The sequence below is a fragment of the Phenylobacterium sp. genome, from assembly GCF_036402295.1.
Lineage (GTDB): Bacteria > Pseudomonadota > Alphaproteobacteria > Caulobacterales > Caulobacteraceae > Phenylobacterium.
Genome location: NZ_DASWTE010000141.1, coordinates 1 through 24,690, shown reverse-complemented (window position 1 = coordinate 24,690; position 24,690 = coordinate 1). Strand labels below are relative to the sequence as shown.

At 69.8% G+C, this 24,690-nt stretch carries 21 protein-coding genes and 1 pseudogene; 10 read left to right on the top strand and 12 right to left on the bottom strand.

From position 1 onward, the window contains the following. A pseudogene (locus tag VGD44_RS08885) lies at positions 1-631 on the top strand (saccharopine dehydrogenase); the annotation flags it as partial. 40 nt (positions 632-671) lie between these two features. Here the strand turns inward: VGD44_RS08885 and radC are convergent. From radC to VGD44_RS08840, 9 genes are all read right to left on the bottom strand, one after another. Beyond that, positions 672-1,424 carry a RadC family protein gene (gene radC, locus VGD44_RS08880; RefSeq protein WP_331086019.1) on the bottom strand — a complete coding sequence of 251 codons (753 nt, stop codon included), beginning with the start codon at positions 1,422-1,424 and terminating at the stop codon, positions 672-674. 223 nt (positions 1,425-1,647) lie between these two features. Continuing rightward, positions 1,648-5,232, bottom strand: coding sequence for an ABC transporter permease/M1 family aminopeptidase (locus VGD44_RS08875; protein WP_331086017.1), 3,585 nt, complete (start codon positions 5,230-5,232; stop codon positions 1,648-1,650). Positions 5,233-5,238: 6 nt separating this feature from the next. Then, positions 5,239-6,117, bottom strand: coding sequence for an ABC transporter ATP-binding protein (locus tag VGD44_RS08870; RefSeq protein WP_331086015.1), 879 nt, complete (start codon positions 6,115-6,117; stop codon positions 5,239-5,241). 115 nt (positions 6,118-6,232) lie between these two features. Further along, entirely contained in the window at positions 6,233-6,559 is a 327-nt protein-coding gene (locus tag VGD44_RS08865; RefSeq protein WP_331086013.1) for a hypothetical protein, read from the bottom strand. Between the two features lie 5 nt (positions 6,560-6,564). Beyond that, positions 6,565-8,211: a hypothetical protein gene (locus VGD44_RS08860; RefSeq protein ID WP_331086011.1), complete on the bottom strand. Its 1,647-nt coding sequence runs from the start codon at positions 8,209-8,211 to the stop codon at positions 6,565-6,567. Between the two features lie 101 nt (positions 8,212-8,312). Continuing rightward, complete coding sequence (map, locus tag VGD44_RS08855; protein WP_331086009.1) at positions 8,313-9,131, bottom strand: type I methionyl aminopeptidase; 819 nt, start codon at positions 9,129-9,131, stop codon at positions 8,313-8,315. A gap of 102 nt (positions 9,132-9,233) precedes the next feature. After that, positions 9,234-10,664, bottom strand: a complete 1,431-nt coding sequence (locus VGD44_RS08850) for a hypothetical protein (RefSeq protein WP_331086007.1) — start codon at positions 10,662-10,664, stop codon at positions 9,234-9,236. Positions 10,665-10,847: 183 nt separating this feature from the next. Continuing rightward, on the bottom strand, positions 10,848-11,558 hold the full coding sequence (gene sfsA / locus VGD44_RS08845) for a DNA/RNA nuclease SfsA (RefSeq protein WP_331086005.1): 711 nt from the start codon (positions 11,556-11,558) through the stop codon (positions 10,848-10,850). A gap of 69 nt (positions 11,559-11,627) precedes the next feature. Continuing rightward, entirely contained in the window at positions 11,628-11,909 is a 282-nt protein-coding gene (locus VGD44_RS08840) for a hypothetical protein (RefSeq protein WP_331086003.1), read from the bottom strand. 130 nt (positions 11,910-12,039) lie between these two features. On the opposite strand from VGD44_RS08840, the gene VGD44_RS08835 reads away from it, so the two are divergent. The 8 genes from VGD44_RS08835 to VGD44_RS08800 all read left to right on the top strand — a co-directional run bounded on the left by VGD44_RS08835 (position 12,040) and on the right by VGD44_RS08800 (position 21,520). After that, positions 12,040-12,807: a competence/damage-inducible protein A gene (locus VGD44_RS08835; RefSeq protein ID WP_331086001.1), complete on the top strand. Its 768-nt coding sequence runs from the start codon at positions 12,040-12,042 to the stop codon at positions 12,805-12,807. Between the two features lie 48 nt (positions 12,808-12,855). After that, positions 12,856-13,098: a hypothetical protein gene (locus VGD44_RS08830; protein ID WP_331085999.1), complete on the top strand. Its 243-nt coding sequence runs from the start codon at positions 12,856-12,858 to the stop codon at positions 13,096-13,098. 93 nt (positions 13,099-13,191) lie between these two features. After that, on the top strand, positions 13,192-13,443 hold the full coding sequence (locus VGD44_RS08825; RefSeq protein ID WP_331085997.1) for a hypothetical protein: 252 nt from the start codon (positions 13,192-13,194) through the stop codon (positions 13,441-13,443). Positions 13,444-13,683: 240 nt separating this feature from the next. Next, a complete protein-coding gene (locus VGD44_RS08820) occupies positions 13,684-14,895 on the top strand; it encodes an efflux RND transporter periplasmic adaptor subunit (RefSeq protein WP_331085995.1) in 1,212 nt (403 codons plus the stop codon). Positions 14,896-14,901: 6 nt separating this feature from the next. Continuing rightward, positions 14,902-18,096 (top strand): multidrug efflux RND transporter permease subunit, encoded by a 3,195-nt coding sequence (locus VGD44_RS08815; RefSeq protein ID WP_331085993.1) that lies wholly within the window; start codon positions 14,902-14,904, stop codon positions 18,094-18,096. A gap of 61 nt (positions 18,097-18,157) precedes the next feature. Continuing rightward, complete coding sequence (locus VGD44_RS08810; protein ID WP_331085991.1) at positions 18,158-18,937, top strand: SDR family NAD(P)-dependent oxidoreductase; 780 nt, start codon at positions 18,158-18,160, stop codon at positions 18,935-18,937. Between the two features lie 10 nt (positions 18,938-18,947). After that, positions 18,948-19,742 (top strand): enoyl-CoA hydratase/isomerase family protein, encoded by a 795-nt coding sequence (locus VGD44_RS08805; RefSeq protein WP_331085989.1) that lies wholly within the window; start codon positions 18,948-18,950, stop codon positions 19,740-19,742. Between the two features lie 71 nt (positions 19,743-19,813). Further along, positions 19,814-21,520 carry an ATP-binding protein gene (locus VGD44_RS08800; RefSeq protein ID WP_331085987.1) on the top strand — a complete coding sequence of 569 codons (1,707 nt, stop codon included), beginning with the start codon at positions 19,814-19,816 and terminating at the stop codon, positions 21,518-21,520. 2 nt (positions 21,521-21,522) lie between these two features. On the opposite strand, the gene purU is transcribed toward VGD44_RS08800, so the two are convergent. Beyond that, on the bottom strand, positions 21,523-22,365 hold the full coding sequence (gene purU / locus VGD44_RS08795) for a formyltetrahydrofolate deformylase (RefSeq protein WP_331085986.1): 843 nt from the start codon (positions 22,363-22,365) through the stop codon (positions 21,523-21,525). Positions 22,366-22,539: 174 nt separating this feature from the next. Here purU and VGD44_RS08790 point away from each other — a divergent pair, with 174 nt between their 5' ends. Then, positions 22,540-22,884 (top strand): UrcA family protein, encoded by a 345-nt coding sequence (locus tag VGD44_RS08790; protein WP_331085984.1) that lies wholly within the window; start codon positions 22,540-22,542, stop codon positions 22,882-22,884. A gap of 66 nt (positions 22,885-22,950) precedes the next feature. Here VGD44_RS08790 and VGD44_RS08785 read toward each other — a convergent pair whose 3' ends face one another. Beyond that, entirely contained in the window at positions 22,951-23,628 is a 678-nt protein-coding gene (locus tag VGD44_RS08785; protein WP_331085982.1) for a superoxide dismutase, read from the bottom strand. A gap of 130 nt (positions 23,629-23,758) precedes the next feature. Beyond that, positions 23,759-24,544 (bottom strand): glycine zipper domain-containing protein, encoded by a 786-nt coding sequence (locus VGD44_RS08780; protein WP_331085980.1) that lies wholly within the window; start codon positions 24,542-24,544, stop codon positions 23,759-23,761. Positions 24,545-24,690: the final 146 nt, after the last annotated feature.

The window sequence follows — 24,690 nt, the reverse complement described above, 5'->3', positions numbered from 1 at the left end:
CAACATGCGCGGTGGCCTGTCCGGCGGCACCGCGGCCAGTGGGGCTGCGACCATGGCGGCGATCCAGAAGGACCCCTCGCTCCTGGCGATCATGATGAGCCCGTTCGGCCTGACGCCCGGCTTCGAGGGCCCGGCCCAGCCTGCGGGCCAGACGGCCGAAGAGGACCCGGACGTGGGGCCGGTGGCGCCCTTCATGATGGCCGTGATCAACACCAAGAACGTCCACCGCTCGAACCTCTTGATGGGCCATCCCTACGGCCAGGACTTCGTCTACGACGAGATGGTGATGGGCTCTCCTGGCGCGGGCGGGCCTGGATTCACCGACCTGGGCAGCCTGCCGGGCGGCGTGCCGAAGCCGGGCGAGGGGCCGACCAAGGAAGAGCGCGAGGCGGGCTTCTACGACGTCCTGTTCATCGGCATCGGCAAGGACGGTCGCCAGGTGCGGGTAGCGGTGAAGGGCGACAAAGACCCGGGCTACGGCTCCACGTCGAAGATGCTGGCCGAGACGGCGATCGCGCTGGTGCGTGCGCCGGACGTGAAGGGCGGCGTCTGGACCCCGGGCGCGGCGCTGCAGGGACGGCTGGTGGAGCGGCTGCAGCAGCACGCGGGGCTGAGCTTCGAGGTAGAGTGAAAGACCTCCCCTTCCCCCGTGAAATGGAGGAGGTTTTGGATCACATCAGCCCGAGCGCCTTGAGGCTCGCGACGCCGTCGCGGCCGGCGATGAGGTGGTCGTGGATGGCGATGCGCATGGGGCGGGCCGCGTTGACGATCTCGCGGGTCATGTCGACGTCGGCGCCGGAGGGCGTGGGGTCGCCCGAGGGGTGGTTGTGGACGAGGATCAGCGCGCTGGCCGACAGCTCCAGCGCGCGCCGGACCACCTCGCGCGGATAGACCGGCGCGTGGTCGACGGTGCCGCGGTTCATGATCTCGTCGGCGATCAGCTGGTTCTTCTTGTCGAGGAACAGCACCCGGAACTGCTCGCGGGCCTCGTGGGCGAGGGCGGTCTTCACGTAGGCGATGAGGGCGCTCCATGAGGAGATCACCGGGCGCCGGGCGACCTGCTCCCTGGCGGTCCTGAGCGACGCCTCGTGGAGTAGCTTCAGGTCCAGCGCCACCGCCTCGCCCACGCCCTTCACGGTGCGCAGCTCCTCAGGCGTGGCGCCCAGGACGCCGCCCAGCGAGCCGAAGCGGGCGAGCAGTTGCTTGGCCAACGGCTTGACGTCGCCGCGGCCGATGGACCGGAAGAGGAGGAGCTCGAGGACCTCGTAGTCGGGCAGGGCCGCGAGGCCGCCCGCCATGGCCCGCTCGCGCAGGCGTTCACGGTGGCCGAGGTGGTGCGGACGCGGTTGCGCCACCCGCTGCGGGGGCGTGCGCCACAGGTCGGACTGGGCGGAGGCGTCTTCGACGGCGAGGCGGCGGGCCATGGCGACGCTAGTTGTTCCGTAAATGTTCCAACTTGGCAAGGGCCCCCGATCGGGGGATGGCGCGGTCCCGGCGTCCGACCATGCTCCCGCAGGGGATGGGAGGGGTGCGCATGAAGATCGGAACGATCCTGGGAGTCCTGGCGGCGGCGGCCGCGGTTCTGGCGATCGCCGTCGCGTCGCCAGCGCGACCCGAAGGGGTCCCGTACGCGCGGCCGTCCGTCGGCTAGGGGCCCGTCACCCGGATCGCGTTGTCGTCGGAGTTGCGGTCGATCTGCTTGTTGTAGGGATCGACGCCGGCGAACTTCGGCGGCTTGTCCACGGTGACGGTGAAGGTCTGCACGCCCGACTTCAGCGCCGCGGTCCGGAAGCTGAGCACGTTCCTCTTGCCGAAGCCGGGCTTGCCGGGCTCGGCGTCGAACACGCCCACGTCGAAGACCTCGCCGGCCGGGATCGCCACCGGGGTCTCGGCGCCCTTGCCGTCGGCGTAGGCCTTCTTCGCCTCGATGGTCAGCACGACGTCGTAGCGGCCGTCGGCGCGCTTCTTCACGGCCGCTGTCCTGGTCTTCAGGTCGTAGAGCGTGATCTTCTCGAAGAGGTCCGTGATCAGCTGCTGGGCGGCGGGGTCGGCGCCCGCCTCGGCGCGCAACGCTGCGATCAGGTCGACCGAGCGGGGGTAGGGCGCGCTCCTGAAGGCGTACTGCGCGAGCAGGCGGCGCAGAGCGGCGTTGACCTTCGCTTCGCCCAGCCGGTCGCGCAGCAGGTACATGACCAGCGAGCCCTTGCGGTAGTGGATGTAGTCCTGGTTCTCCACGCGATAGAGCGGCAGTTCCTCGACGAGCTCGTCGGAGCGGCTGCGCAGGTAGCGGTCCAGTTCGAACTTCAGGAACTTGCGGATGCCGTCGGCGCCATAGGTCTTCTCCATGACGATCAGCGCCGAGTACTGGGCCAGCGTCTCCGACAGGCTGGTGGCGCCCTGGACGTCTGCGCCGATCACCTGGTGGGCCCACCATTGGTGCGCCAGCTCGTGGGCCGTGACATAGGTGACGTAGTCGATCTTGTCGGGCTTGGTGTTGTCGGTGACGAAGCCGATGGCCTCGGAGTAGGGCATGGTGTTGGCGAACGCCTGGGCGAACGTGCCGTAGGCCGGGAACTCCAGGATGCGCGCCTGGCGGAACTGGTAGGGGCTGAAGTTGGCCTGGAAGTAGTTGAGGCCCGTCTTCAGCGCGCCGATCATCCGGTCGACGTTCCACGGGTGCTGCGGGTCGTAGTAGATCGCCAGCTCGACGCCCTTGTAGACTTCGCGCTTGATCGCGTAGCGGGCCGACTGCACCGAGAAGAAGTTGAGCACCGGCGCCTCGGTGCGGAAGCGGATGGTGCGCCGCCCTTCGCGGGTGGTGTCCGAGCTGATGTAGCCGGGCGCGACGGGGGTCTGGCTGGCGTCGGTGGTGACGGCGATGTCGGCGTTCACCCAGTCACCATTGGGCAGGTAGTTGCGGGTGAGGCCCGCGGGGTCCTCCAGCTTGAGGGGGCGCAGCTGCGGCGGCAGGCCGTACTTCCGGCGCTTGGCGCGGTCCTGCAGCAGGCGGTCGCGGCTCATGCCGATGACCGGACCGAACTCGAAGTTGTTCACGAACGTGCCGTTGTCGACGATGCGGGTGGTGTTGCCGCGGTTCTTGAAGCCCTTCTGCTGCATCACCGTCTCGAATGAGAGCGCGGTGCGCTCGCCCGGCTGGAGCGGGCGGTCGAAGGTGAAGATGCGGTAGTTGAACCTGTCGAAGGTGCGCACCCGGCTCGCGCCGTTGACGCTCATCTGCAGGGCCTTGGCGTCGCGGTCGAGGCGCACGTGCAGCTCGCGGATCGGGACGCCGGTGTCGTTGAGGAGCTGGTAGACGCCCTCGGTCTCCAGCTTGGGTTGGTCGGGATAGAGGTCGAGGTCCAGGTGGACGTCGGTGACCGAGGGCTGCGGCAGGGTCTCGTACTTCAGGAAGGCCTTCTCGTAGTCGGCCTGCCATTTCTCGTTGCCGATCTGGGTGCGGTACTCGTTCCAGACGTTCGTGTTGACGTAGATGTAGACGCCCAGGCCCACGAACGCGCAGAGCGACAGGCCGCCGATCAAGCCCGCCGGGCTGAGCAACCGCCGCGGCAGCCGGCGCAGGCGCGGCATCAGCCGGATCTCGGTCCCGCGCCGCCAGAGGCCGTAGGTGAGCACCGCCAGGATCAGGGCGAACGCAGTCCAGTAGGCGCGCAGCCAAAGGCCGAACTGCCAGAAGTCGCCCAGGCCGTTCATGTCCGACAGCTCGATGCGGCCGTCGGGGATGGAACCGTAGTTGTAGAGGACGTGCTCGAAGCCCAGTCGGCTGAGCGAGATCGAGGCGATCAGGTAGATCACCATCAGGCCCCAGCCGATGAACTTGTGGGGCGAGATGGCCTGGAAGAAGACGGCCAGGATGGCGATCAGGGTCCAGTCGAGCGCCGTCGGCAGGATGTACCAGACGACGTACTTGTGCATCTGGATGTCGAAGAAGCCCTTCGACATCTGGATCGCGACGCCCGCGAGCGCGCTGACCACCAGGGTCGCGAACAGCACCAGCGCGAGGGCCATCGTCTTCGGGACGATGAACGTCCAGTCGGGCGCGGGCGTGGCGTCGACGATCTCATGGGTCTTGCGGTCGCGTTCGCGCCAGACGAGCTCTCCGGCGTAGTAGATCGAGATCACGATCACCACGAGGGTGAAGCTGCCCTCCAGGGTGTTGATCACCCAGCGGGTCACCGGATAGAGCGCCGCGCCCTGGAGCTCGGCGCCCAGCAGGAGTCCGGCGGCCGAATTGAAGAGGCCGATCAGCAGGAGGACGATGAAGGCCGGGCTTTTGAACACCTGGCCCATCTCGAACCGGGTGCGTTCGATGAGCTGGGGCCAGGCGGCCTCGCGCGGGCGGGGCTTGGGCAGGGCGGTGGTGCGGGGCGCGGGCGGCGGATCGACGTCGGCGTCGGCGGCCTTGCGGACGCGGCCGCCCTTGGCCTCGAAGCGGTAGGCGAACCAGGGGATCGACAGGACGGCCAGCGACACCGGCGCCCAGATGAGGCGGTTCCACAGCAGGGGCCCGTCCAGGGGCGGCAGCACCGAGTTGGCCTCGGAGGCGGTGAAGTAGCGGGTGGCCAGGTCCCAGGCGGCGCCGCCGAAGGGGTCGGCGTAGGCGGCGAGCACGGCCTTGTCGGGGTCGTTCAGCAGCGCCAGCGCCGTGAGGTAGAGGACCAGGAAGGCCGCCACGCCCAGGTAGGTCGCCATCATCGAGCGCGTGGCGGTGGCCAGCGCGAAGAAGATCGACGAGACCATGAACAGGCCTGGCAGCGCGAGGAAGACGTAGACGAAGGCGTAGTAGGCCGGGTTGTTCTGGCCCATGGTCTCGGGATCGACCCAGGGCATCACCGAGCCCACGACTATGGCCAACGGCACGAACAGGAACGAGAGCGCCACGGCCACGAATGCGCCGGTGAAGCGGCCGTAGAGGTAGTCGAACTTCCGGATCCGCGTGGAGCGGACGATGGGGCCGAACCCGGTCTCGTCGTCGCGCACGACCACGTTCGCCACGAACGCCGTGGAGGCGAACATGAAGAAGACCGTCATGGTGATCATGATGTCGCCGATGGCGCGCGGCGAGTTCTTGTGGACGTTGCCGCCGGCGCCGATCGAGATCACGTCGACGGCGACGGCGGCGAATACGAGCAGGAAGAAGATGACGCCCGCGATCCAGAAGATCGGCTGGCGAAGCTGGTAACGCAGCTCGAAGGCCGCGATCTTTCCGAACATCTGCGTCTAGGCCGCGCGGCGGGAGGCGGAGAGGGTCGAGAAGTAGACGTCCTCCAGCCCCGGCGGCGTGGCCTCGAAGGCGGGGTCCGGCGCTGCATCGGCCAGGACGTGGATGACCGTGCGGCCGCCGGCGAGGCGGGTGGAGATCACCTGGTTCCGGCCCCGCTCGCCCTCGAGCTCGCCGCGATCGATGGTCTTCTTCCAGACCTTGCCCGAGATCCGGTCCACCAGTTCGGACGGGGCGCCCTCGGTGAGGATCCTTCCGTTGGCGAGCACCGCCATGCGCGGGCAGAGGTCGGCCACGTCGTCGACGATGTGGGTGGAAAGGATCACCACCACGTTCTCGCCGATCTCTGCCAGGAGGTTCAGGAAGCGGTTGCGTTCCTCGGGGTCGAGGCCGGCGGTGGGCTCGTCGACGATGATCAGGGCCGGACGGCCGATCAGCGCCTGGGCGATGCCGAAGCGCTGGCGCATGCCGCCCGAGTAGCCCGACACCCACTTCTTGCGGACGTCCCAGAGGTTCACCTGGGCGAGCAGGGTCTCGACCGTATCCTTGCGCTCGCCCTTGCTGGCGATGCCCTTGAGCACCGCCATGTGGTCCAGGAGATCCAGCGCCGAGACGCGCGGATAGACCCCGAAGTCCTGCGGCAGGTAGCCCAGTGTGCGGCGCAGCTTCTCGGGCTGGGCGACCACGTCGATCTCGCCGAACCGAATCGTCCCGGCGGTCGGGGCCTGCAGGGTGGCGACGGCGCGCATCAGGGTCGACTTGCCGGCGCCGTTCGGCCCCAGCAGGCCGAACATCCCTTTGCCGATCTCCAGATCGACGCCATCCAGCGCGCGCGTCCCATTCGGATAGACGTGCGTCAGACCCTTGATTGAAAGCATGGTGACCTAGCTTCGACCCCGTCCCAGACTTTCGAAGCTGCCCCGAGGCGCAAGCGTGAGCAAGTGAGGGATGTGTAACGAAACCGCATCACGCGGTTACGTCTGGGATGCGACGTCAGGCCGGCGCGAGCGGGCCCGAGCCGTCGGCGACGCGGAAATGGTCCACGCCCGGCGGGCGGTCCAGCAGGAAGCGATCGTCCTCGGGGTAATAGACGGCCTTCTCGTAGTCGTCGCCGGCGAAGCCCTTGATGACGGTCAGGTCAGTCCACCACGAGAGCGTGGTGACTTCGCTCACACCCTCGCCCAGCTCGCGGAAGACCATCTGCCAGCCCAGGTTGCCCGGGGTGGCGCGGTATTCGACGCCCCCGGTGCCGGCGATGTAGTCGCGGTACTCGGCTTCATCGGCCGTACGGATGCGGCCGGTCCATCTGCGCAGGATCATGCCCCTCAGGTGAGGTCGAGCGGGACCTTCGCCAAGTCCCCGCTGTAGGCCTTCTTCGCCTCGGCGCGGTGGGCGGCGGCGCCGGCGCGATCCGCCTTCTCCAGTATGCGCAGCGCCAGCGCGTCGTGCGGCCACTCGGCCAGGCTGGCCTTGGCCTCGCGGATGGCGTCGTCGCGGCGGCCGGCCTTCAGGTGCGCGGCGGCCAGGCTGCGGCGGACCGGATACCACCAGGGCGGCGGGTCGAAGTTCTTCGGAACCGGATAGGCCTTCTGCTGCGCGGCGGCGGCCTTGGCGTAGTGTTCGGCTGCCTCGTCGGGGCGGCCGGCGACCATGGCGGCGCGGCCCAGCAGCACGCCGCGGGCGATCTCGGCCACGTCGGCCTCGCCGCCGAAGTCGCCCGGCTGGACGCCCTTGGCCATCGCCGCGGCGATCGCGTCGGCCTCGCGGCGGACACCGGCGGCGTCGCGCCGGGCGGCGAAGGCCTCGCCGCGGGCGTAGTGGCGGTAGATGCGCACGATGCGCGGATCGTCCTTGCCCTCGGGCACGGTCAGTGCGCGCTCGGGAGCGAAGCGGCCCAGGGCCACCAGGCTGCGGGCGCGCGAGGCCGCGCGGTTGCGGGGCGGGGACGCGTCGGTGAAGCCCTTCTCGGCGTGGTCGGCGTAGCGCAGCGCCAGCGCCTCGTCGCCCGCCATCAGGGCGCCGGAGAGGCCGAACAGGTAGTTGTGCAGGTAGTAGCGCTGGGCCAGCGAGCCGGTCGTGGGCAGGAGCGGCTGGCTCTCGGCGTCCACCTTCAGCGCTCGCGCATTCGACAGCGCCACGTCCTCGTAGCGGCCGACGCGCATCAGCGTGTGGGTGCCCATGTGCACGAGGTGCCCCGAGCCGGGCGCGAGGTCGGCCAGCCGCTCGGCGCCGTCCAGCGCCAGGGCGGCCTTCCCGGCGAACTCGGTGGCGTGGATGTAGTAGTGGATGGCGGCGGTGTCGTCGGGGCTGCGGGCGAGCACCGTCTCCAGGATCTCGATCGCCCGCGGCACGCCTGAGATGTCGTCCTGGCGCGCCGGGATGATCAGGGCGTGGGCGGCGAGACTGGCCACCAGGTCGTCGCGCGGATTGGCCTTGAAGAGCTCGTCCAGCGCGTGGGCAAAGGCCTTCTCGCGGCCGCCGGCGGGACCGGCCTCGGAGTAGCGGACCTTCAGCGCCTCGGCGAGGCCGCGGGCGCGCGTATCGCCGGGCTTGGCCAGCGCCAGCGCCCGGTCGGCCGCCTTTCGGGCCTGGATCGTCTCGTCCGGTGTCATCCCGGTGTTCAGCGTTGGTCCGAGGCCCAGGGCGACGCCCGAGGCGCAGAGGCTGCAGTCCGGGTCGGCCGCCGCGGCGCGGGCGAACGCCGCCTTGGCCTCGTCGTGGGCGAAGGCGTGGTAGAGGTGCAGCGCGTGGTTGAACCAGGCCTCGGCCTCCGGGCTCGCGCCGTCGATCCTGTAGGTCCCGGTCCCCATCCCCGGCAGCATCACGCCGCTGGCCGCGCCCCTGGTGGCGGGCGTGGCGTCCTCGGCGCCGCAGATGAAGCCGATCCCGACCAGGGACGCGCTCATGCCGGGCGCAACGGCCGTCGGCGCGGCGGCGAAGATGGCGGCGGCCAGGCTGATCGCGAGCTTCATCAGGAGAGCATCGCGCCGGGGATGCGCCGGAGCAAGCACCCGATTGGGCGGCCTACTCTCCTCACCCGTAGGGGGAGGGGGTACGGCTGCGCCCGGATCGATCAGGCCGATTGCAGCGGCGGCCTGAACTGGCCGGTCGGCGAGGCGGTGAAGACCTCGAAGCCGTCTTCGGTGACGCCCACCGAATGCTCGCACTGGGCCGACAGCGACTTGTCGCGGGTGACCGCCGTCCAGCCGTCGGAGAGCAGCTTCACCGGGTGCTTGCCCAGGTTCACCATCGGCTCGATCGTGAAGAACATGCCGGGCTTGAGGACGTCGCCCGTGCCGCGCTGGCCGAAGTGCAGGATGTTGGGGGCATCGTGGAACACGCGGCCCAGGCCGTGGCCGCAGAAGTCGCGCACCACGGAGCAGCGCATGCTCTCGACGTACTGCTGGATGGCCGAGCCGATGTCGCCCGTGCGGTTGCCGGGCTTCACCTGGGCGAGGCCGCGCTCGAGCGCCTCGTACGTCACGTCGACCAGCCGCTTGGCCCGCGGGGCGACCGGGCCCACGCCGTACATCCGCGAGGTGTCGCCGTGCCAGCCGTCGACGATGACGGTGACGTCGATGTTGACGATGTCGCCCTCGCGCAGCGTCCGCTCGCCGGGGATGCCGTGGCAGACGACGTGGTTCGGGCTGATGCAGACGGTCTTGGCGTAGCCGCGATAGCCCAGGCAGGCGGGAAGGGCGCCGTGGTCCAGGACGAACTCGCGCGCCAGGTCGTCCAGCCTCTCGGTGACCACGCCGGGGACCACGTGCGGGGTCAGCATGTCGAGGCACTCGGCGGCCAGGCGACCGGCCCTGCGCATGCCTTCGAAGCCCGCGGCGTCGTGCAGCTTGATCTGGCCGGTGCGGTATTCGCCGTCGAGGGTGTCTGTCATCGGTTCGCTCCGGCGCCTATGTCGCAATCGTAGCACGGAAGTGCAACCGCCGGGCGGCAGTGCGTCGCGGGCGGCCCGCCGGGGGCCGCCCGCCGCCAGCCCTCACACCAATGGGTCGTCGACAAACACCCGAACCGCGTTCGTCGCGGCCAGGACGCCGTCGACATAGCCTTCGAGCCGGATGGTGAAGGTCCCCTCGCCGAAGGCGTAGGGTTGCACGCCTTCCGTTCCCGGGTCGGTGTCGATCAACGAGCTGAAAAAGGCGTAGTTTGCCGAGTTCTGGTCGCCGTAAGGGGCCCCGTACTCGTCGGTGAGGGGGATTTCGACAAAGCTTTCGCCCTCGGTGGGATCGATGTCGATAAAGAGCTTGAAGGTGATGTCGTCGTCGTCGCCGGCCGGCAGGATGGTTGCGGCGAAGTCGAAGTTCCACTCGGCCCGGTTCGGCGCGCCCGACTGGGCCCCGGAGAGGACTGTGTAGTTGGCCGTCCCGTCGGGATCGACGCTCGTCTCCCCGTACTCGTCGCCCTGCCTGTGCTTGACCTTCAGCGCGAGCTCGAAACCCGCGCCTTCATGGCGGACCGTGTTCCAGTCGTCGATGGTGTTGCCGTCGCCATAGATCATCTCGGTCCCGCCCGGGTCCTGCGCGCGGGCGTCGACGACGGCGTTGTAACCGACGTCCAGCCAGTCGGGCCGGCTCCAGCCGTGGTCCCAGTCGACCGCACGGACCTGATCGTGGGCCGCGCCGCCGAGCGCGCTCTCATTCCCGCTGAAGGCGCCGCGGTTTTCCAGGTCGTCGGGGATCAGGGCCTTCAGCTCGGCGTAGAGTACCGGATCCGTGCCGAAGCGGCTCACGAGATCGGCGTCGTTGAAGTTGCCGAGCAGGTTGTCGTGCATCGACTGCAGCCGGTCGGCGATGCCGCCCGCGTCGCCGCCGTCTGGGACGTACTTGGCGACCAGCGTCGTGAGCGGCGCGCCGCCGTCGGCGAGATAGTCGGCGTACTGCACGCCGAGCCGCACGAACGCCTCGTTGATGTCGGGATGGCCGTAGCCGGCCTGGACATAGAGGCCGTCCAGGAAGTCCCAGACCAGCTTGATGGTGTCGGCCTCGTTGCCGTTAACCGTCAGGCGTTCGAACACGCTCTCGAGGTTGTCGCCCCAACCTGTAGCGTCGCCGCCCGAGCCGAAGAGGGCGTTGAGCAGGCCGTCCAGGTTGGAGAGCGGCTCGAAGTTGTACTCAGGCCCCACGTCGGCCGCGCGGAAGCTCACGCCCATGACGTTGAGCTCGCCGGCGCCGTCGGTCGTCCGGGCGCCCAGGTCGCCCACGCCAATGGTCACGGTCGCGCCGGCGGCGATGTTGAAGACGGTGATCGCGTTGAAATCGCCGGTCTTGATGAAGGTGGCCTGCCCGCCGTCGAGCAGCACCTTCACCTTCCCGGGCGTCAGGTAGTCGAACGTGTAAGTGCCCGCCTGCGTGAAGTTCATCGTCGCGCCGGTGACGGTGAAGATCGGCGGCTTCGGTGGCGGCTTGGCCATGTGTTGTTCCCCCCCAGAGGAAGTCGGCGTGAAACGCATCCGGCGCCCCGCTTAAGGGGATCGCGTACTGGGTGCGTCCGGCCATTAGTCGCGCTAGGGACGAGCTCGCCAAGCGAACCTTAGCTCATGTCAGAACATGTTATGCAGAATTAGGAATGCCCTGCACGGCGCGGTTGCGACGTCTCACCGAGGCTCCCCTGTCCAGGGAATCCGGTCCGCCAGGACGACGCTCGTCGGCGTGATCGCGCAGCGGTACGCCAGCACCTCGACGCCGTTCCGGGCCGCTTCCGTCAGGCCCTTCGCGTAGGCCGGGTCGAGGTCGGCGCAGGCTTCGAAGGCGTCGCAGTCGGTGCGCTGGATCACGAACAGCATCACCGCCCGCTGGCCGGCTTCGACCATGGCGGTCAGCTCGCGCAGGTGCTTCAGCGAGCGGGCCGCCACGCAGTCGGGGAACTCGGCGAGCGAGCCGCCGCGCCGCAGGTGCACGTTCTTCACCTCCAGCCAGCAGGGCGGCCGGTCGGGATGCTCCAGCAGGAAGTCGACGCGGGAGTTCACGCCGTAGCGCACCTCGCGCCGGTGGGTCGCGTAGCCGGCGACCTCCGGGACGGCGTCGGCCGCCAGGGCTTCGGCCACGATGCGGTTGGGGTGCAGGGTGTTGATGCCCACCAGCCCACCGTCGACCTCCACCAGCTCCAGCGTGTGGGCGAGCTTGCGCTTGGGATCGTCGGACTTCGAGAGCCACGCAACCAGGCCCGGCGTGTTCAGGCCCAGCATCGCGCCCGGGTTCGGGCAATGGGCCGTGACCGGCGTCCCGTCGTCCAGGACCACATCGGCGAAGAAGCGCTTGTAGCGGCTGACCAGGGCGCCGCGGACAAGGGGGGAGGGGAAGTCCATGGCCGCGCTCTCTAGCGCAGCGCGGCGCGGGCGGAAGCCCCCGATCCGGCTGGACCGGGGGCGTTGGGCCTACTTCTTCTTCTCTTCGGTCGTGGTCGTGGTCGTGGTGGCCGAGCCCGGGTCACCGGTGGCCGGGTCCGGGCTCGTCGTGGTCGTCTGCTCGGTGGTCGTGGTGGCCGTGCCGGTTTCGGCGGGCGGCACCGTGACGTTGACGTCGGGCGCGGGCGCCGGCGCGACGGCCGTGGCGTCGGCGGCCGGCGGCGCGGCCTCTTCCGTCTTCTGCTGGCAGGCCGAAACGCTCAGCGCGAGGGCGGCCGCGGCGGCGGCCGAAAGGATCGTCGTTTTGTTCATTGTGGTCCCCGAGGGAGGCCTATTCCTCCGGAGGCTGCAACGTTGCGGAGGGCCGGAAAGTTGCGCCGACGGGTGTTGGAAGCGGCGCTGCGGCTCCTTACAGTCGTTTGAAAGAGCCTCCGGAGACCGCATGAGCCAGCCGTCCGACGACCGCGTGACCTGCGCCGTGCTGATCATCGGCGACGAGATCCTGTCCGGCCGGACCCAGGACACCAACCTGCGCGACATCGCCCGCTATCTGGCGGTGATCGGCGTGGACCTGGCCGAGGCGCGGACGATCCCCGACGTGCTGCGCGAGATCGTCGACGCGCTCAACGCGCTGCGGAGCAAGTACGACTACGTCATCACCACCGGCGGCATCGGGCCCACCCACGACGACATCACCGCCGACGCCGTGGCCGCCGCCTTCGAGGTCGAGCTGTTCGAGCATCCCGAGATCCTCGAGATGATGGCGAAGCGCTGGGGCTCCGAGGTCACCCCCGCGCGCCGGCGGATGGCGCGCGTGCCGGTCGGCGGCGAGCTGGTGAAGAACCCCGTCGCGGGCCCGCCGGGCTTCACCATCGGCAACGTCTTCACCCTCGCCGGTGTGCCGCAGGTGATGCGGGGGATGCTGGAGGATGTCGGACCCCGGATGCGGGGAGGCCGCCCGACCGTTTCGCGCACCGTGCGGGTCGAGGGCTCTGGCGAGGGCGTCATCGCCGCCCCGCTGGAGGCGGTGGCGCGGGCGCATCCCGACATGTCGCTGGGCAGCTACCCGTTCTTCGGCGCGGACGGCTACGGCTCGCACCTGGTGGTGCGCTCGCGCGACGCCGATGCGCTGGCCGGCGCCGTGGACGAGCTCATCGCGGCCCTGCGCAGCGCCGGTATCGACAACGTACGCGAGATCGAGGTTGTGTAGCGGGGCCGGCCGGTGGCAGCTTGGCCCCCTGTCTGGAGCGTACCGCCGATGATCGCCTTCGTGCTCGCCGCCCTCTTCACGCACGGCCCTGTCGCCGCAGAGCCCACGCCGCAGACGACCACCGCGCCCAAGCCCGAGAAGGTCCGCAAGGCCGACATGGTGTGCCGCCACGAGGTGGTGGTCGGCAGCCGCATGCCGCGCCGCATCTGCACCACGCAGGGCGAGTGGGAGATCCGCTCGACCAACGACCGCCAGCAGGTCGAGAAGGTCCAGAACATCCAGCCGCTGTAGGCGCCGCTCGTCGCAGCGGGAGTTGTGTAACAACTGGACATTGGTATCTGTGGGACAAAACGGGGCCGAAGCGCCCTGCGAGGAGCCTAGCCGATGATCGCCGCCGTGTTCGCCGCCGCCCTGATGGCCGCTGCGCCCGCCGCCCAGCCCGCCACTTCGGACGCGAAGCCCGCCAAGGCCGCCAAGGCGACGGGCAACGACCTGGTCTGCAAGAAGGAAGCGGTGGTCGGCAGCCGCATGAAGCAGCGCGTCTGCCTGACCCAGGCCGAGTGGGACCAACGCGAGGTCGACGCCAAGGATCAATTGGATGCCGCCCAGCGCAACCGGCCGCTGCCGAGCAACTGAGCCTTCAAGAGCCGGCCTTCCTCCACAGGGCGCGCCTTCCGCCTGCGGGCAACTTGTGCATTTGAGCGCCCACGGCCTCACCCGCCGCCGGGCTTCGGCGTGTCGGCGCCGAAACACAGCGTTCGATTTGTTTCAGCTCTAGACAGATTGACGCAGCGTCCCCAGCTAGTTGCGCGGCGTCGCTGACGGAGCGACCCGGCGCGGTCTGGCGCGCCGTAATCTGCGACAAGGAGCAAGGGCATGTCGGGAGCGGTCCGCTGGGCCGTGGGGGCCCTCATCTTCCCCCTTCTCGCGGCCTGTGGGGCCAGGCCGGCCGACGGCCCGCCGCCCGCACCGACGGTCCTGGTCTCGGCGCCGGTGCAGCGCGACATCGTCGACTGGGACGAGTTCGTCGGCCGCTTCGAGGCGATCCAGAGCGTCGAGGTGCGCCCGCGCGTCTCGGGCTACGTCCAGAGCGTCGGCTTCCGCGACGGCGACATCGTCAAGAAGGGCCAGCTGCTCTTCGTGATCGATCCCCGGCCCTACCAGGCCGCGCTGGCCCAGGCCCGCGCCGACCAGGCCAGCGCCGAGGCCCAGGCCGTCAACGCCGGGGTCGAGCTGGAGCGCGCCAAGACGCTGCTCGACAAGGGCTTCGTCTCCAAGTCGACCTACGACTCCCGCCTGGCGCAGCAGCGCTCGGCCCAGGCCGCGGTTGCGGCCGCCAAGGCGCAGGTGCAGGCCCGCCAGCTCGACGTCGGCTTCACCCGCATAACCTCGCCGATCGCCGGCCGCGTCTCGGACCACCGCGTGGATGTGGGCAATCTGGTCGCGTCGAGCGGGCAGGAACCGACGCTGCTGACGACCGTGGTCTCGCTGAATCCGATCCACTTCGCCTTCACCGGCTCGGAGGCCGTCTATCTGAAGTACCAGCGCGCCAACGAAGCCGGCACGCGGACCAGCTCGCGCTACGCGTCCAACCCCGTCGACATCCAGCTGCAGGACGAGACCGGCTTCAACTGGCACGGCCGGATGGACTTCGTGGACAATGCGATGGACACCGGCTCGGGCACCATCCGCGGCCGCGCCGTGGTGCCGAACCCGGATCTGCTGCTGACGCCCGGCATGTACGGCCGCATGCGGCTGCTGGGCTCGGGGGCCTACAAGGCGCTGCTGGTCCCCGACGCCGCGGTGATGGCCGACCAGTCGGACAAGGTGGTGATGGTCGCGGCCGCCGGCGACACGGTGCAGCCGCGCAAGGTGACGCTGGGACCGATCGTCGACGGGCTGCGGGTGATCCGCGGGGGCCTCGCGCCCACCGACCGCGTGATCATCGAGGGCCAGCAACGCGTGCGGCCCGGCATGAAGGTGGCCCCAAAGCCGGGACGGATCGTGGCCGCCGCGCCGACGGCGCCGCAACCCAAGGTGCTGACCCAGCCGGCCGCCGCGGCTTCGCCCGCCGGCGACGCCGAGTAGCCGGCCATGCGGTTCTCGCGCTTCTTCATCGACCGGCCCGTCTTCGCGGCGGTGATCTCGGTCATCATCACGTTGCTGGGCGTGTTCGCCTATCCGACGCTGCCCATCGCGCAGTACCCCGAGATCGCGCCGCCCACGATCACAGTGACGGCCATGTACCCGGGCGCCTCGGCCGAGGTCATCGCCGACACGGTGGCCACGCCGCTGGAGCAGGAGATCAACGGTGTGGAGGACATGCTCTACATGTCCTCGTCGTCCACGTCGGACGGCGCGCTGACGATCACGCTGACCTTCAAGCTGGGCACGGACCTCAACAACGCCCAGGTGCTGGTGCAGAACCGCGTGGCCTCGGCCGAGCCGCGCCTGCCCGAGGACGTCCGCCGCCTGGGTGTGGTGACGCGCAAGGCGTCGCCCGACCTGCTGATGGTGATTTTCCTCTACTCGCCGGACGGGTCGCGCAGCCCGGAGTACATCTCCAACTACATGAGCCTGAACATCCGCGACCGGCTCGCGCGGCTTGATGGCGTCGGCGACGCGCGCATCTTCGGCGCCCGCGACTACGGCATGCGGGTCTGGATCGACCCCGACAAGGCCGCCGCCCACAACCTGACCGCCGGCGAGATCGTGGCGGCCCTGCGGGCGCAGAACGTGCAGGTGCCGGCCGGCGCGGTCGGCCAGCCGCCGTTCGGGCCGGGCCGCTCGGACTTCGAGCTGAACATCAACACCCAGGGCCGCCTCACCGACCCCGAGCAGTTCGCGAACATCATCATCCGCAACGACGCAGCCGGGAACATCGTGCGCGTGCGCGACGTGGCGCGCGTGGAACTGGGCGCCCAGGAGTACCGCCTCAACGCCTACCTCAACCGTGGCCAGAAGGCCGTGGCGATCGGCGTTAGTCAGCGGCCGGGCTCGAACGCGCTGGCCACCGCCGACGCGGCGCTGGACACGATGAAGGAGGTCTCGAAGGACTTCCCGCCCGGGCTGGCCTACGCCGTTCCGTATAACCCCACCGAGTACGTCGCCGAGTCGATCAAGGAGGTCCGCAAGACCCTGTTCGAGGCGGTGCTGCTGGTCGTCCTGGTGGTGATCGTGTTCCTGCAGACGTGGCGGGCGGCGATCATCCCGGTGCTGGCGATCCCGGTGTCACTGATCGGCACATTTGCGGTCATGTCCGGCTTCGGGGCCTCGCTGAACAACCTGTCGCTGTTCGGCATCGTCTTGGCCATCGGCATCGTCGTCGACGACGCCATCGTCGTGGTCGAGAACGTCGAGCGAAGGCTGTCCGAGGGCATGAGTCCCAAGGAGGCCGCTTACACCACCATGGACGAGGTGGGCGGGGCGCTGATCGCCATCGCCCTGGTGCTGGTGGCGGTGTTCGTGCCGACCGCCTTCATCAGCGGCATCTCGGGCCAGTTCTACAAGCAGTTCGCGCTGACCATCGCCAGCGCCACGGTGATCTCGTGCCTTGTGTCGCTGACCCTGTCGCCGGCCATGGCGGCCCTGGTGCTGCGGCGTCACCCCGATCATCCCGAGCCGGCCAGGGGCTGGCGGCGTCCGTTCCAGATCTTTGGCCAGCGGTTCAACGACCTGTTCGCGCGGCTGTCCGAGCGCTACGGCCGGCTGACCGCCGTCACGGTGCGGCGCGGCTTCATCATGGTGGCGATCTACGCCGTGCTGCTGGGCCTCACCGTCTGGCGCTTCGGGGCCACCCCCACCGGCTTCATTCCGGCGCAGGATCAGGGCTACTTCGTCGCCGTCGTGCAACTGCCGCCCGGCTCGTCGCTTGCCCGCACCGACGCCAAGGTGCGCGAAGTGGTCAACGCGGCCATGGACACCAAGGGCGTGTTCGGCGCAGGGGCCTTCGCGGGCCTGGACGGCACCAACTTCAGCAACGCACCCAACACCGGCACGATCTTCCTGCCGATGACGCCGTTCAAGGACCGCGCGAAGGAGGGCGTCGACGACCAGAAGGTGCTAGCCGACCTGCGCGAGCGTCTGGGCCAGATCCCGGGCGCCAACGTGCTGGTGATCCAGCCGCCGCCCGTCCGCGGCATCGGCACCGGCGGCGGCTGGAAGTTGATCGTCCAGGACCGCAAGGGGGCCGGCTACCGCGCGCTCGAGGCCGCGACGACAGACCTGATGATCCAGGCCAACCAGCCGCAGCAAGAGGAACTGACCAGCGTCTTCACGCTGTTCAACACCTCGACGCCCAGGCTGTGGGCCGAGATCGATCGCGACAAGGCTTACATGGCCGGCGTGCCGCCCGAGCGGGTGTTCGAGACGCTGTCCGTCTATCTGGGCTCGGCGTTCGTCAACGACTTCAACTACCTGGGCCGGACTTATCGCGTGACGGCGCAGGCGGACGCGCCCTACCGCGACGAGGCCTCGGACATCGCCCGGCTGCAGACCCGGTCGCTGTCGGGGTCGATGGTGCCGTTGGGCTCGGTCTCGACCGTGCGGGACGACAGCGGGCCCTATCGAGTGGTGCGCTACAACCTGTTCCCGGCCGCCGAGCTGCAGGGCGACACCAAGCCCGGCTACTCGTCGGGCCAGGCGCTGGCGGCGGTGGAGAAGCTGGCCGACGCTCGGCTGCCCGAGGGCTTCGGCCACGAGTGGACCGAGCTCGCCTTCCAGGAGAAGGTCGCGGGCAACACCGGCCCGATCGCGTTCGGCCTGGCCGTCGTGTTCGTCTTCCTGCTGCTGGCGGCGCAGTACGAGAGCGTGACCCTGCCGCTGGCGATCATCCTGATCGTGCCGATGTGCCTCCTGGCGGCGATCCTGGGCGTGAACCTGCGCGGGTTGGACAACAACATCCTCACCCAGATCGGCCTGGTGGTGCTCATCGGTCTGGCCGCCAAGAACGCCATCCTGATCGTCGAGTTCGCCAAGCAGGCCGAGGACCGGGGCCTCAGCCGCTGGGACGCAGCGGTCGAGGCGTCGCACACGCGGCTGCGGCCCATCCTGATGACCTCGTTCGCCTTCATCCTGGGCGTCCTGCCCCTGGTGATCGCGACCGGCCCCGGCGCCGAGATGCGCCAGGCGCTGGGGACGGCGGTGTTCTTCGGGATGGTGGGCGTGACCGCGTTCGGATTGCTGTTCACGCCGGTCTTCTACGTGATCTGCCGTTACCTGTCGGACCGCCTCTGGAAGCCGCAGGACCACCCGGTCCTCGACAAGCCCAAGGAGCATCCGGCGGAGTAGCCTTGACCGACGTTGGGGCGCCCGCAACAAGTCCAACCCAAATGCGGGAGGACTATTAGAGATGGCGTTCAATCCCTTCGACCTGACGGGCAAGGTCGCGCTGGTGACCGGGGGCAACGGCGGCATCGGCCTGGGCATGGCCGAGGGCTTGGCCGCGGCGGGCGCCAAGGTCGCCATCTGGGGCCAGAACCCCGAGAAGAACGCCAAGGCCGAGGCCGCGCTGAAGGCCCACGGCGGCGACGTCCTGGTCCAGCAGGTGGACGTCAACGACGAGGCCGCCGTGGTGAAGGGCGTGGCGGACGTGCTGGAGAAGTTCGGCCGCCTCGATTTCGTGGCCGCCAACGCCGGCGTCGGCGGTGGCGCGCCGTTCCACGAGATGACCACCGACAAGTGGCGCCGTGTCACGACGGTGAACCTGGACGCCGTGTTCTGGACCTTCCGCGAGGCGGCCAAGCACATGATCGAGCGGGCCCAGAACGGCGATCCCGGCGGCTCCCTGCTGGTCACGTCGTCGACCTCGGCGATCCACGGGGCGCCCAAGAACCAGGCCTACGCCTCGACCAAGGGGGCGGTGCTGTCGATGATCCGCGGCCTGGCGGTCGAGTACGCGCGCTACGGCATCCGCGCCAACTCCATCCTGCCCGGCTGGATCCGCTCGGACATGACGGCGGCGGCGCAGAAGTGGGACAAGTTCAACGACCAGGTGATCGGCCGCGTGCCCATGCGCCGGTGGGGCGATCCCGAGGACTTCGCGGGCATCGCCGTCTACCTGGCCTCGGACGCCAGCAAGTTCCACACGGGCGACAGCTTTGTCATCGACGGCGGCTACACGATCTACTGAGGGCTATTCGATGAGCGACCGCTACGCCCGCTACCAGCGGCTGAAGTTCGAGCGGCCTGCCGACGGCGTGCTGCGGATCGTGATGAGCAATCCGGGCAAGCTGAACGCGGCCGACGAGGTCATGCATCGCGAGCTCGCCGAGATTTGGCGCGACGTGGACGCCGACCCTGACGTGCGCTGTGCGATCCTGACCGGGGAGGGGACCGCGTTCTCGGCGGGCGGCGACTTCGGGATGATCGAGCAGATCACCCAGGACTTCGAGGTCCGCGTGCGGGTGATGCGCGAGGCCCGCGACATCGTCATGAACGTCATCGACTGCCAGACGCCGGTGGTCAGCGCCATGCGCGGGCCGGCGGTGGGCGCGGGGCTGGTGTGTGGCCTCCTGGCCGACGTCTCGATCGCCACGCCCGACGCGCGGATCATCGACGGCCACACGCGCCTGGGCGTAGCGGCGGGCGATCATGCGGCGATCGTCTGGCCGCTGCTCTGCGGCATGGCGAAGGCCAAGTACTACCTGCTCACCTGCGACCCGCTGAACGGCGCCGAGGCCGAGCGGATCGGCCTGATCTCGCTGTGCGTGCCGGACGATCAGCTCGACGCCAAGGCGCTGGAGGTGGCGACGAAGCTGGCGAACGGGGCCACCCGCGCCATCGCCTGGACCAAGCACACCCTGAACCACTGGCTGCGGACCGCGGGCCCCACCTTCGACGCCTCGCTGGCCATGGAGTTCCTGGGTTTCACCGGCCCGGAGGCCGCCGAGGGCCTCGCCTCGCACCGCGAGAAGCGCAAGCCAAAGTTCGTGTAACGCCGATTTTTCGACGTTAACCGGTCGCTTTCCCTTCCGGGCGCACAGTGCCGCCTGAAGGGGAGTGGGCGATGAGCGGGTCCTACGCGCTCCTGGCCGCGGTACGGCGCAAGGAGCTCCCAACAAGGCTGATCATCGCCGTCGTCCTGGCGGGCGTCGGCTACTGGCTGGCGCCGTCGGCCTGGCCGCTGGTCTGGCTGGCCCTCGTCTTCGTCTCGCAGCTCGGCGACCTGGCCGTCTATCGCGGCCTGACGGGCGAGCCCAGCCGCCACCGGCTCATCGTCTGGGCGGCTTCCACGGCCCTCTCGACGGCAGTCTATTCGGCGCTGGCGGTCCACCTGTGGATGTTCGCCGGCGACAGCGGCCACATGTTCGGCCTCCTCCTCGCCGCGGGCGGCCTGCTGCACGTGACCATCCACATGCACCACGTGCGGACCCTGCTGATTTCTGCCGCCGTACCCCACGCGCTGGTGTTCTTCGGCCTTCCGCTGGCCTCGGTGGCGCGCGGCGACACCCAGATGTGGGTGATCGTCCTCGGAGCGGCGATGTATGTGGCCCACCTCATGGTCGCCTTCCGGCAGGCGGACTCCACCACCCGCGAGATCCAGGCCGAGCGGAACCGCGCCGAGGAAGCGAGCAAGGCCAAGTCGGACTTCCTGGCCACCATCAGCCACGAGATCCGCACGCCGATGAACGCCATCGTCTCGGCGGCCAACCTGCTGTCGGGCTCGCGCCTGAACCGCGCCCAGCGCGAGCAGGTCGAGATGCTGACCGACGCCAACGACGTGCTGCTCAGCCTGCTGAACGACGTGCTGGACCTGTCCAAGATCGAAGCCGGCAAGATGACCGTCGAGGCCGCCGACGCCGACCTGCGGCGGATGCTCGAGGGCCTGCAGCGGCTCTGGCAGCCGCGCGCGGCCGACAAGGGCCTGGACCTGCGCCTCGAGATCGATGCCGATCTCCCGCAGGTGGTGCGGGTGGATCCGCTGCGGCTGAAGCAGATCCTGTTCAACCTCATCTCCAACGCCGTGAAGTTCACCGACGCGGGCTCGGTCACCGTCCGGCTCGCCCCGGCGGCCGACGACGAGCGCGAGGTGCTGGCGTTCGAGGTGGTCGACACCGGCGCCGGCATCCCCGAGGCGCTGATGCGCCGCCTGTTCGGCGCCTTCGAGCAGGGCGACGCCGGCGCGACGCGGGCGCAGGGTGGCAGCGGCCTCGGGCTCGCCATCAGCCGCCGGCTGGCCGGCATGATGGGCGGGACGCTCGACGCCGCCAGCACGGCCGGCCAAGGCTCGACCTTCCGGCTGATCCTCCCGCTGGTGCGCAGCGTGGCGGGCGCGGCGCCGGCCGCGGACGAGCCCGCCGAGCCTTCGCCGGTGACGCTCGCGGGCCTGCGCGTCCTGGCCGCCGAGGACCATCCGGTGAACCGCCGCGTGCTGGAGCTGCTGCTGGCGCCGCTGGGCTGCCAGCTCACCTTCTGCGAGGACGGCGCCCAGGCGGTGGAGCTGGCCGGCGTCGAGGCGTTCGACGCGATCCTCATGGACATGCAGATGCCCGTGCTGGACGGGGTGGAGGCCACGCGGCGGATCAAGGCCGGGGGCGGCGCCAACGCGGAGGCCCCGGTCATCGCACTCACCGCCAATGCGCTGGAGCACCACAGGGCCGCCTGGGCCGAGGTGGGCGTCGACCTGTTCGTCAGCAAGCCGATCGACCCGCGCCAGCTGGTGGGCTGCCTGGTGCAGGCGGCGGACCGGACGCCTGGCCGCCGCGCCGCTTAGCGCTAGTCGGTGAACACCACCGTCTTGCGGCCGTTCGGTAGCACGCGGTCTTCCAGGAACCAACGCACGGCGCGGGCCAGCACGCGGCGCTCGATGTCGCGTCCCTTGCGGATCAGGGCGGCCGGCGTGTCGCGGTGGCTGATGCGCTCGACGTCCTGCTCGATGATCGGGCCCTCGTCGAGGTCGGCGGTGACGAAGTGGGCGGTGGCGCCGATCACCTTCACGCCGCGGCTGTGGGCCTGGTGGTACGGCCGCGCGCCCTTGAAGCCCGGCAGGAACGAGTGGTGGATGTTGATGCAGCGGCCCTCGAGCTTGGCCGCCAGGTCCTCTGAGAGCACCTGCATGTAGCGGGCGAGGACGACCAGCTCGGTCCCGGTGTCCTGAATCAGCTTCCAGAGCTTGGCTTCCTGGTCGGCCTTGGTCTCCGGCGTCACCGGCAAGTGGCGGAACGCCACGCCCTGCAGGTCGGTGTGCGGATAGGTGGTCGCCGGGTGGTTGGAGACCACTGCGGTCAGGTCCATCGGCAGCTCGCCCTGCCGCCAGCGCCAGATGAGGTCGGCCAGGCAGTGGTCCTGCTGGGAGGCCAGGATCATCACACGGCGGCGCTCCTTGCGGCCGCGGATCGTCCAGGTCATGGCGTAGTCGTCGGCCAGCGGCTGGACGTGCCCACGCCAAGCGTCGGCGTCCGAGGCGCCCGGATCGAACACCACGCGCATGAAGAAGCGGCCGGTTTCCTCGTCGTCGTACTGCTGGGCGTCGAGGATGTTGGCGCCACGCTCGAACAGCAGCGTCGAGACGCGGGCCACGATGCCGGGGCGGTCGTCGCAGGCAAGGGTCAGGATCATGGGCTGCGCCCTTGCACGCGGAGGGGCGCGGCGGTCAAGCCTCGGCCGCCCTACGATCAGGAAACCATCGAACAGAAATCACGAAACCATCAGGCCGGTTGGCGCGCCGCCGTCATCGAACCGGGGCCACATCGCGACGTCGCCACTCCCCAGGCGTCACCGAAGGAGTTCCCCATGAGAGTCTTCGTGATCGCAACCCTGCTCGCCACGCTCGCGGCTCCCGCGTCCGCCGGCGTGCACCCGGCCAAGGGCCAGCCCGACGTGCTGGAGACGACGGTCCGGTTCTCTGACCTCGACTTGGGTCGCGTAGCCGGGGCCGACCTCGTGCTGGCCCGGATCGAGCGCGCCGCTCGCGACGTGTGCGGCGAGGCGCCGTCGCCGCGGGAGCTGGCCAAGCGGGCCCGCCACCGCGCCTGCGTGGCCACGGCGACCGACACCGCGGTCGAGCGCCTGGACGCCCCCCTCGTGACCGCCCGCCACTCCGGTCGCGATCCCGCGATGCTCGCAGAAGCGCGCTGAGCCATCGCGGCGGCGGCCGGCCGGACAGAGCCCCACAACGTCGGCCGGCCGCCGAACTTGCGAACCTCAGGCGCGGGGCCGGTCCTCGGGGCCTGAGGACGGCGCGTCCTTCTCCGGCGGCGGATAGCGGAACGCGTCGCCCTGGCCGTCCGAGGCGGCGAGCTGCGCGGCGGCGAAGTCCCAGTTGGCGACGTTGTCGAACCAGCGCTCGAGGAACGCCTTCCGGTCGTTCTTGTAGTCCAGGTAGTAGGCGTGCTCCCACAGGTCGCAGACCAGCAGCGGGAACAGGCCTTCCCGGACCAGGGTGTCGTCGGCGTCGTGGGTGGAGATCACCTTCAGGCCCTCGGACCCCATCACGATCCACACCCAGCCCGAGGCGAAGTGGCCGAAGCCTTCCTCGACGAAGGCCTCCTTCAGGGCCTCGATCCCGTCGAACGACTCGTCGATGGCGCGGATCAGGTCGCCAGACGGCGCAGCCCCGCCGGGCGGGCGCATGCACTGCCAGAAGAAGGCGTGGTTCCAGGCCTGGGCGGCGTTGTTGAAGAGGCCCTTGTCGCCGCGCTTGTAGGCCTCTCGCACCACGTCCTCCAGCGGCCGGCCCGCGAGCCCGGCCTGGGCCGCGAGCTCGTTGGTCTTCTCCACATAGGTCTTGTGGTGCTTGCCGTGGTGGGTGCGGAGCGTCTCGCCGGAAACGAACGGCGCCAGCGCATCGTGCGGATAGGGCAGGTCGGGAAGGACGAACATGGGAGGCCTCTGGGCGCTGAACTGTGGGTCCGGTGTCCAACCCACGGGCCGGCCCCACGTTCCGTCCGGACAGCAAAAGCCCCGCCGCGGAGGCCCGGGCGGGGCCGTTGCTCTGGAGGTCACGAAGTGGCTAGGCGGTCTCGAGCCGCCAGCCGCCGTTGCTGTCGCGGCAGGCGGTGTACCGCTCGGTGAAGCTGGCCTGGCCGCGCTCGGTGATCGTCTGGCGGACGAGTTGGCATTCGCCGCCGCCGCCGCCCGCCGGACGCACGACGCCGCGGGAGACGTAGCCCTGCACGTAGCCGTCCTCGATCACCGCCAGCCAGCCGCCCGCCACGGCGCCGCCGATCTCGATCTCCTCGCCGTCCTGCAGGCGGTCGATGACGGCCGCCGAGGTGTTGGGCGCCGCGCGCATGTTGATCCGGCCGTTGGCGGAATACATGCCACCGACGCTGCTGACACGAGTGGCCGGGGCCACGCCCTGCGCGTAGCGCCAGCGACCCGAATAGACCTGGCCGCCGCCGCCATAGCTGCTGGAGCCGCGCGCCGGCCCCAGGACCTCGATGCGGCCCGTCGTGCCCGTGCTGGCGTCGGACCAGTTCTGGGCGCGTCCGGTCTCGAGCGCGCGCTCGAAAGCCATCTGGGCGTCCTGGCGGCTCTTGCGGTCCATGCGGCAGCCGATGTTGTTGCCGATCGCTGAGCCGATGCCGGCGCCGATCACCGCGCCCAGGGTCCGCTCGTTCTTGCTGATCTGGCTGCCCGCCAGCGCGCCCACGAGGCCGCCCACCACGGCGCCTGTGGTGTTGGCGTTGCCCGACGCATCGCACGAGTAGAGCGAGCCGAGGCCGGCGGCCGACGCCGCCTGCGGCGCCGCGAAGGCCAGGGCGAGGGCGGAAACGGCGATCGTCAGCTTCGGCATAGTCGTTCTCCTCGTTCCCCTAAGGGCGCCATGATGGTCCAGTTCTGTCGTTAAGGCGACGCTGAACTAGGCGGTTAACGAGAGCTCGGCCGGCGCGCGCGGGCTGGACGGCGTCGCGCCAAACGTCGTACGCCGGGGCCAGGCGG

Excerpts from the sequence above, each read along its gene's own strand:
- radC (WP_331086019.1), bottom strand. The coding sequence starts at position 1,424 with ATGGCCCGCCGCCTCGCCGTCGAAGACGCCTCCGCCCAGTCCGACCTG.
- VGD44_RS08875 (WP_331086017.1), bottom strand. The coding sequence starts at position 5,232 with ATGTTCGGAAAGATCGCGGCCTTCGAGCTGCGTTACCAGCTTCGCCAG.
- VGD44_RS08870 (WP_331086015.1), bottom strand. The coding sequence starts at position 6,117 with ATGCTTTCAATCAAGGGTCTGACGCACGTCTATCCGAATGGGACGCGC.
- VGD44_RS08865 (WP_331086013.1), bottom strand. The coding sequence starts at position 6,559 with ATGATCCTGCGCAGATGGACCGGCCGCATCCGTACGGCCGATGAAGCC.
- VGD44_RS08860 (WP_331086011.1), bottom strand. The coding sequence starts at position 8,211 with ATGAAGCTCGCGATCAGCCTGGCCGCCGCCATCTTCGCCGCCGCGCCG.
- map (WP_331086009.1), bottom strand. The coding sequence starts at position 9,131 with ATGACAGACACCCTCGACGGCGAATACCGCACCGGCCAGATCAAGCTG.
- VGD44_RS08850 (WP_331086007.1), bottom strand. The coding sequence starts at position 10,664 with ATGGCCAAGCCGCCACCGAAGCCGCCGATCTTCACCGTCACCGGCGCG.
- sfsA (WP_331086005.1), bottom strand. The coding sequence starts at position 11,558 with ATGGACTTCCCCTCCCCCCTTGTCCGCGGCGCCCTGGTCAGCCGCTAC.
- VGD44_RS08840 (WP_331086003.1), bottom strand. The coding sequence starts at position 11,909 with ATGAACAAAACGACGATCCTTTCGGCCGCCGCCGCGGCCGCCCTCGCG.
- VGD44_RS08835 (WP_331086001.1), top strand. The coding sequence starts at position 12,040 with ATGAGCCAGCCGTCCGACGACCGCGTGACCTGCGCCGTGCTGATCATC.
- VGD44_RS08830 (WP_331085999.1), top strand. The coding sequence starts at position 12,856 with ATGATCGCCTTCGTGCTCGCCGCCCTCTTCACGCACGGCCCTGTCGCC.
- VGD44_RS08825 (WP_331085997.1), top strand. The coding sequence starts at position 13,192 with ATGATCGCCGCCGTGTTCGCCGCCGCCCTGATGGCCGCTGCGCCCGCC.
- VGD44_RS08820 (WP_331085995.1), top strand. The coding sequence starts at position 13,684 with ATGTCGGGAGCGGTCCGCTGGGCCGTGGGGGCCCTCATCTTCCCCCTT.
- VGD44_RS08815 (WP_331085993.1), top strand. The coding sequence starts at position 14,902 with ATGCGGTTCTCGCGCTTCTTCATCGACCGGCCCGTCTTCGCGGCGGTG.
- VGD44_RS08810 (WP_331085991.1), top strand. The coding sequence starts at position 18,158 with ATGGCGTTCAATCCCTTCGACCTGACGGGCAAGGTCGCGCTGGTGACC.
- VGD44_RS08805 (WP_331085989.1), top strand. The coding sequence starts at position 18,948 with ATGAGCGACCGCTACGCCCGCTACCAGCGGCTGAAGTTCGAGCGGCCT.
- VGD44_RS08800 (WP_331085987.1), top strand. The coding sequence starts at position 19,814 with ATGAGCGGGTCCTACGCGCTCCTGGCCGCGGTACGGCGCAAGGAGCTC.
- purU (WP_331085986.1), bottom strand. The coding sequence starts at position 22,365 with ATGATCCTGACCCTTGCCTGCGACGACCGCCCCGGCATCGTGGCCCGC.
- VGD44_RS08790 (WP_331085984.1), top strand. The coding sequence starts at position 22,540 with ATGAGAGTCTTCGTGATCGCAACCCTGCTCGCCACGCTCGCGGCTCCC.
- VGD44_RS08785 (WP_331085982.1), bottom strand. The coding sequence starts at position 23,628 with ATGTTCGTCCTTCCCGACCTGCCCTATCCGCACGATGCGCTGGCGCCG.
- VGD44_RS08780 (WP_331085980.1), bottom strand. The coding sequence starts at position 24,544 with ATGCCGAAGCTGACGATCGCCGTTTCCGCCCTCGCCCTGGCCTTCGCG.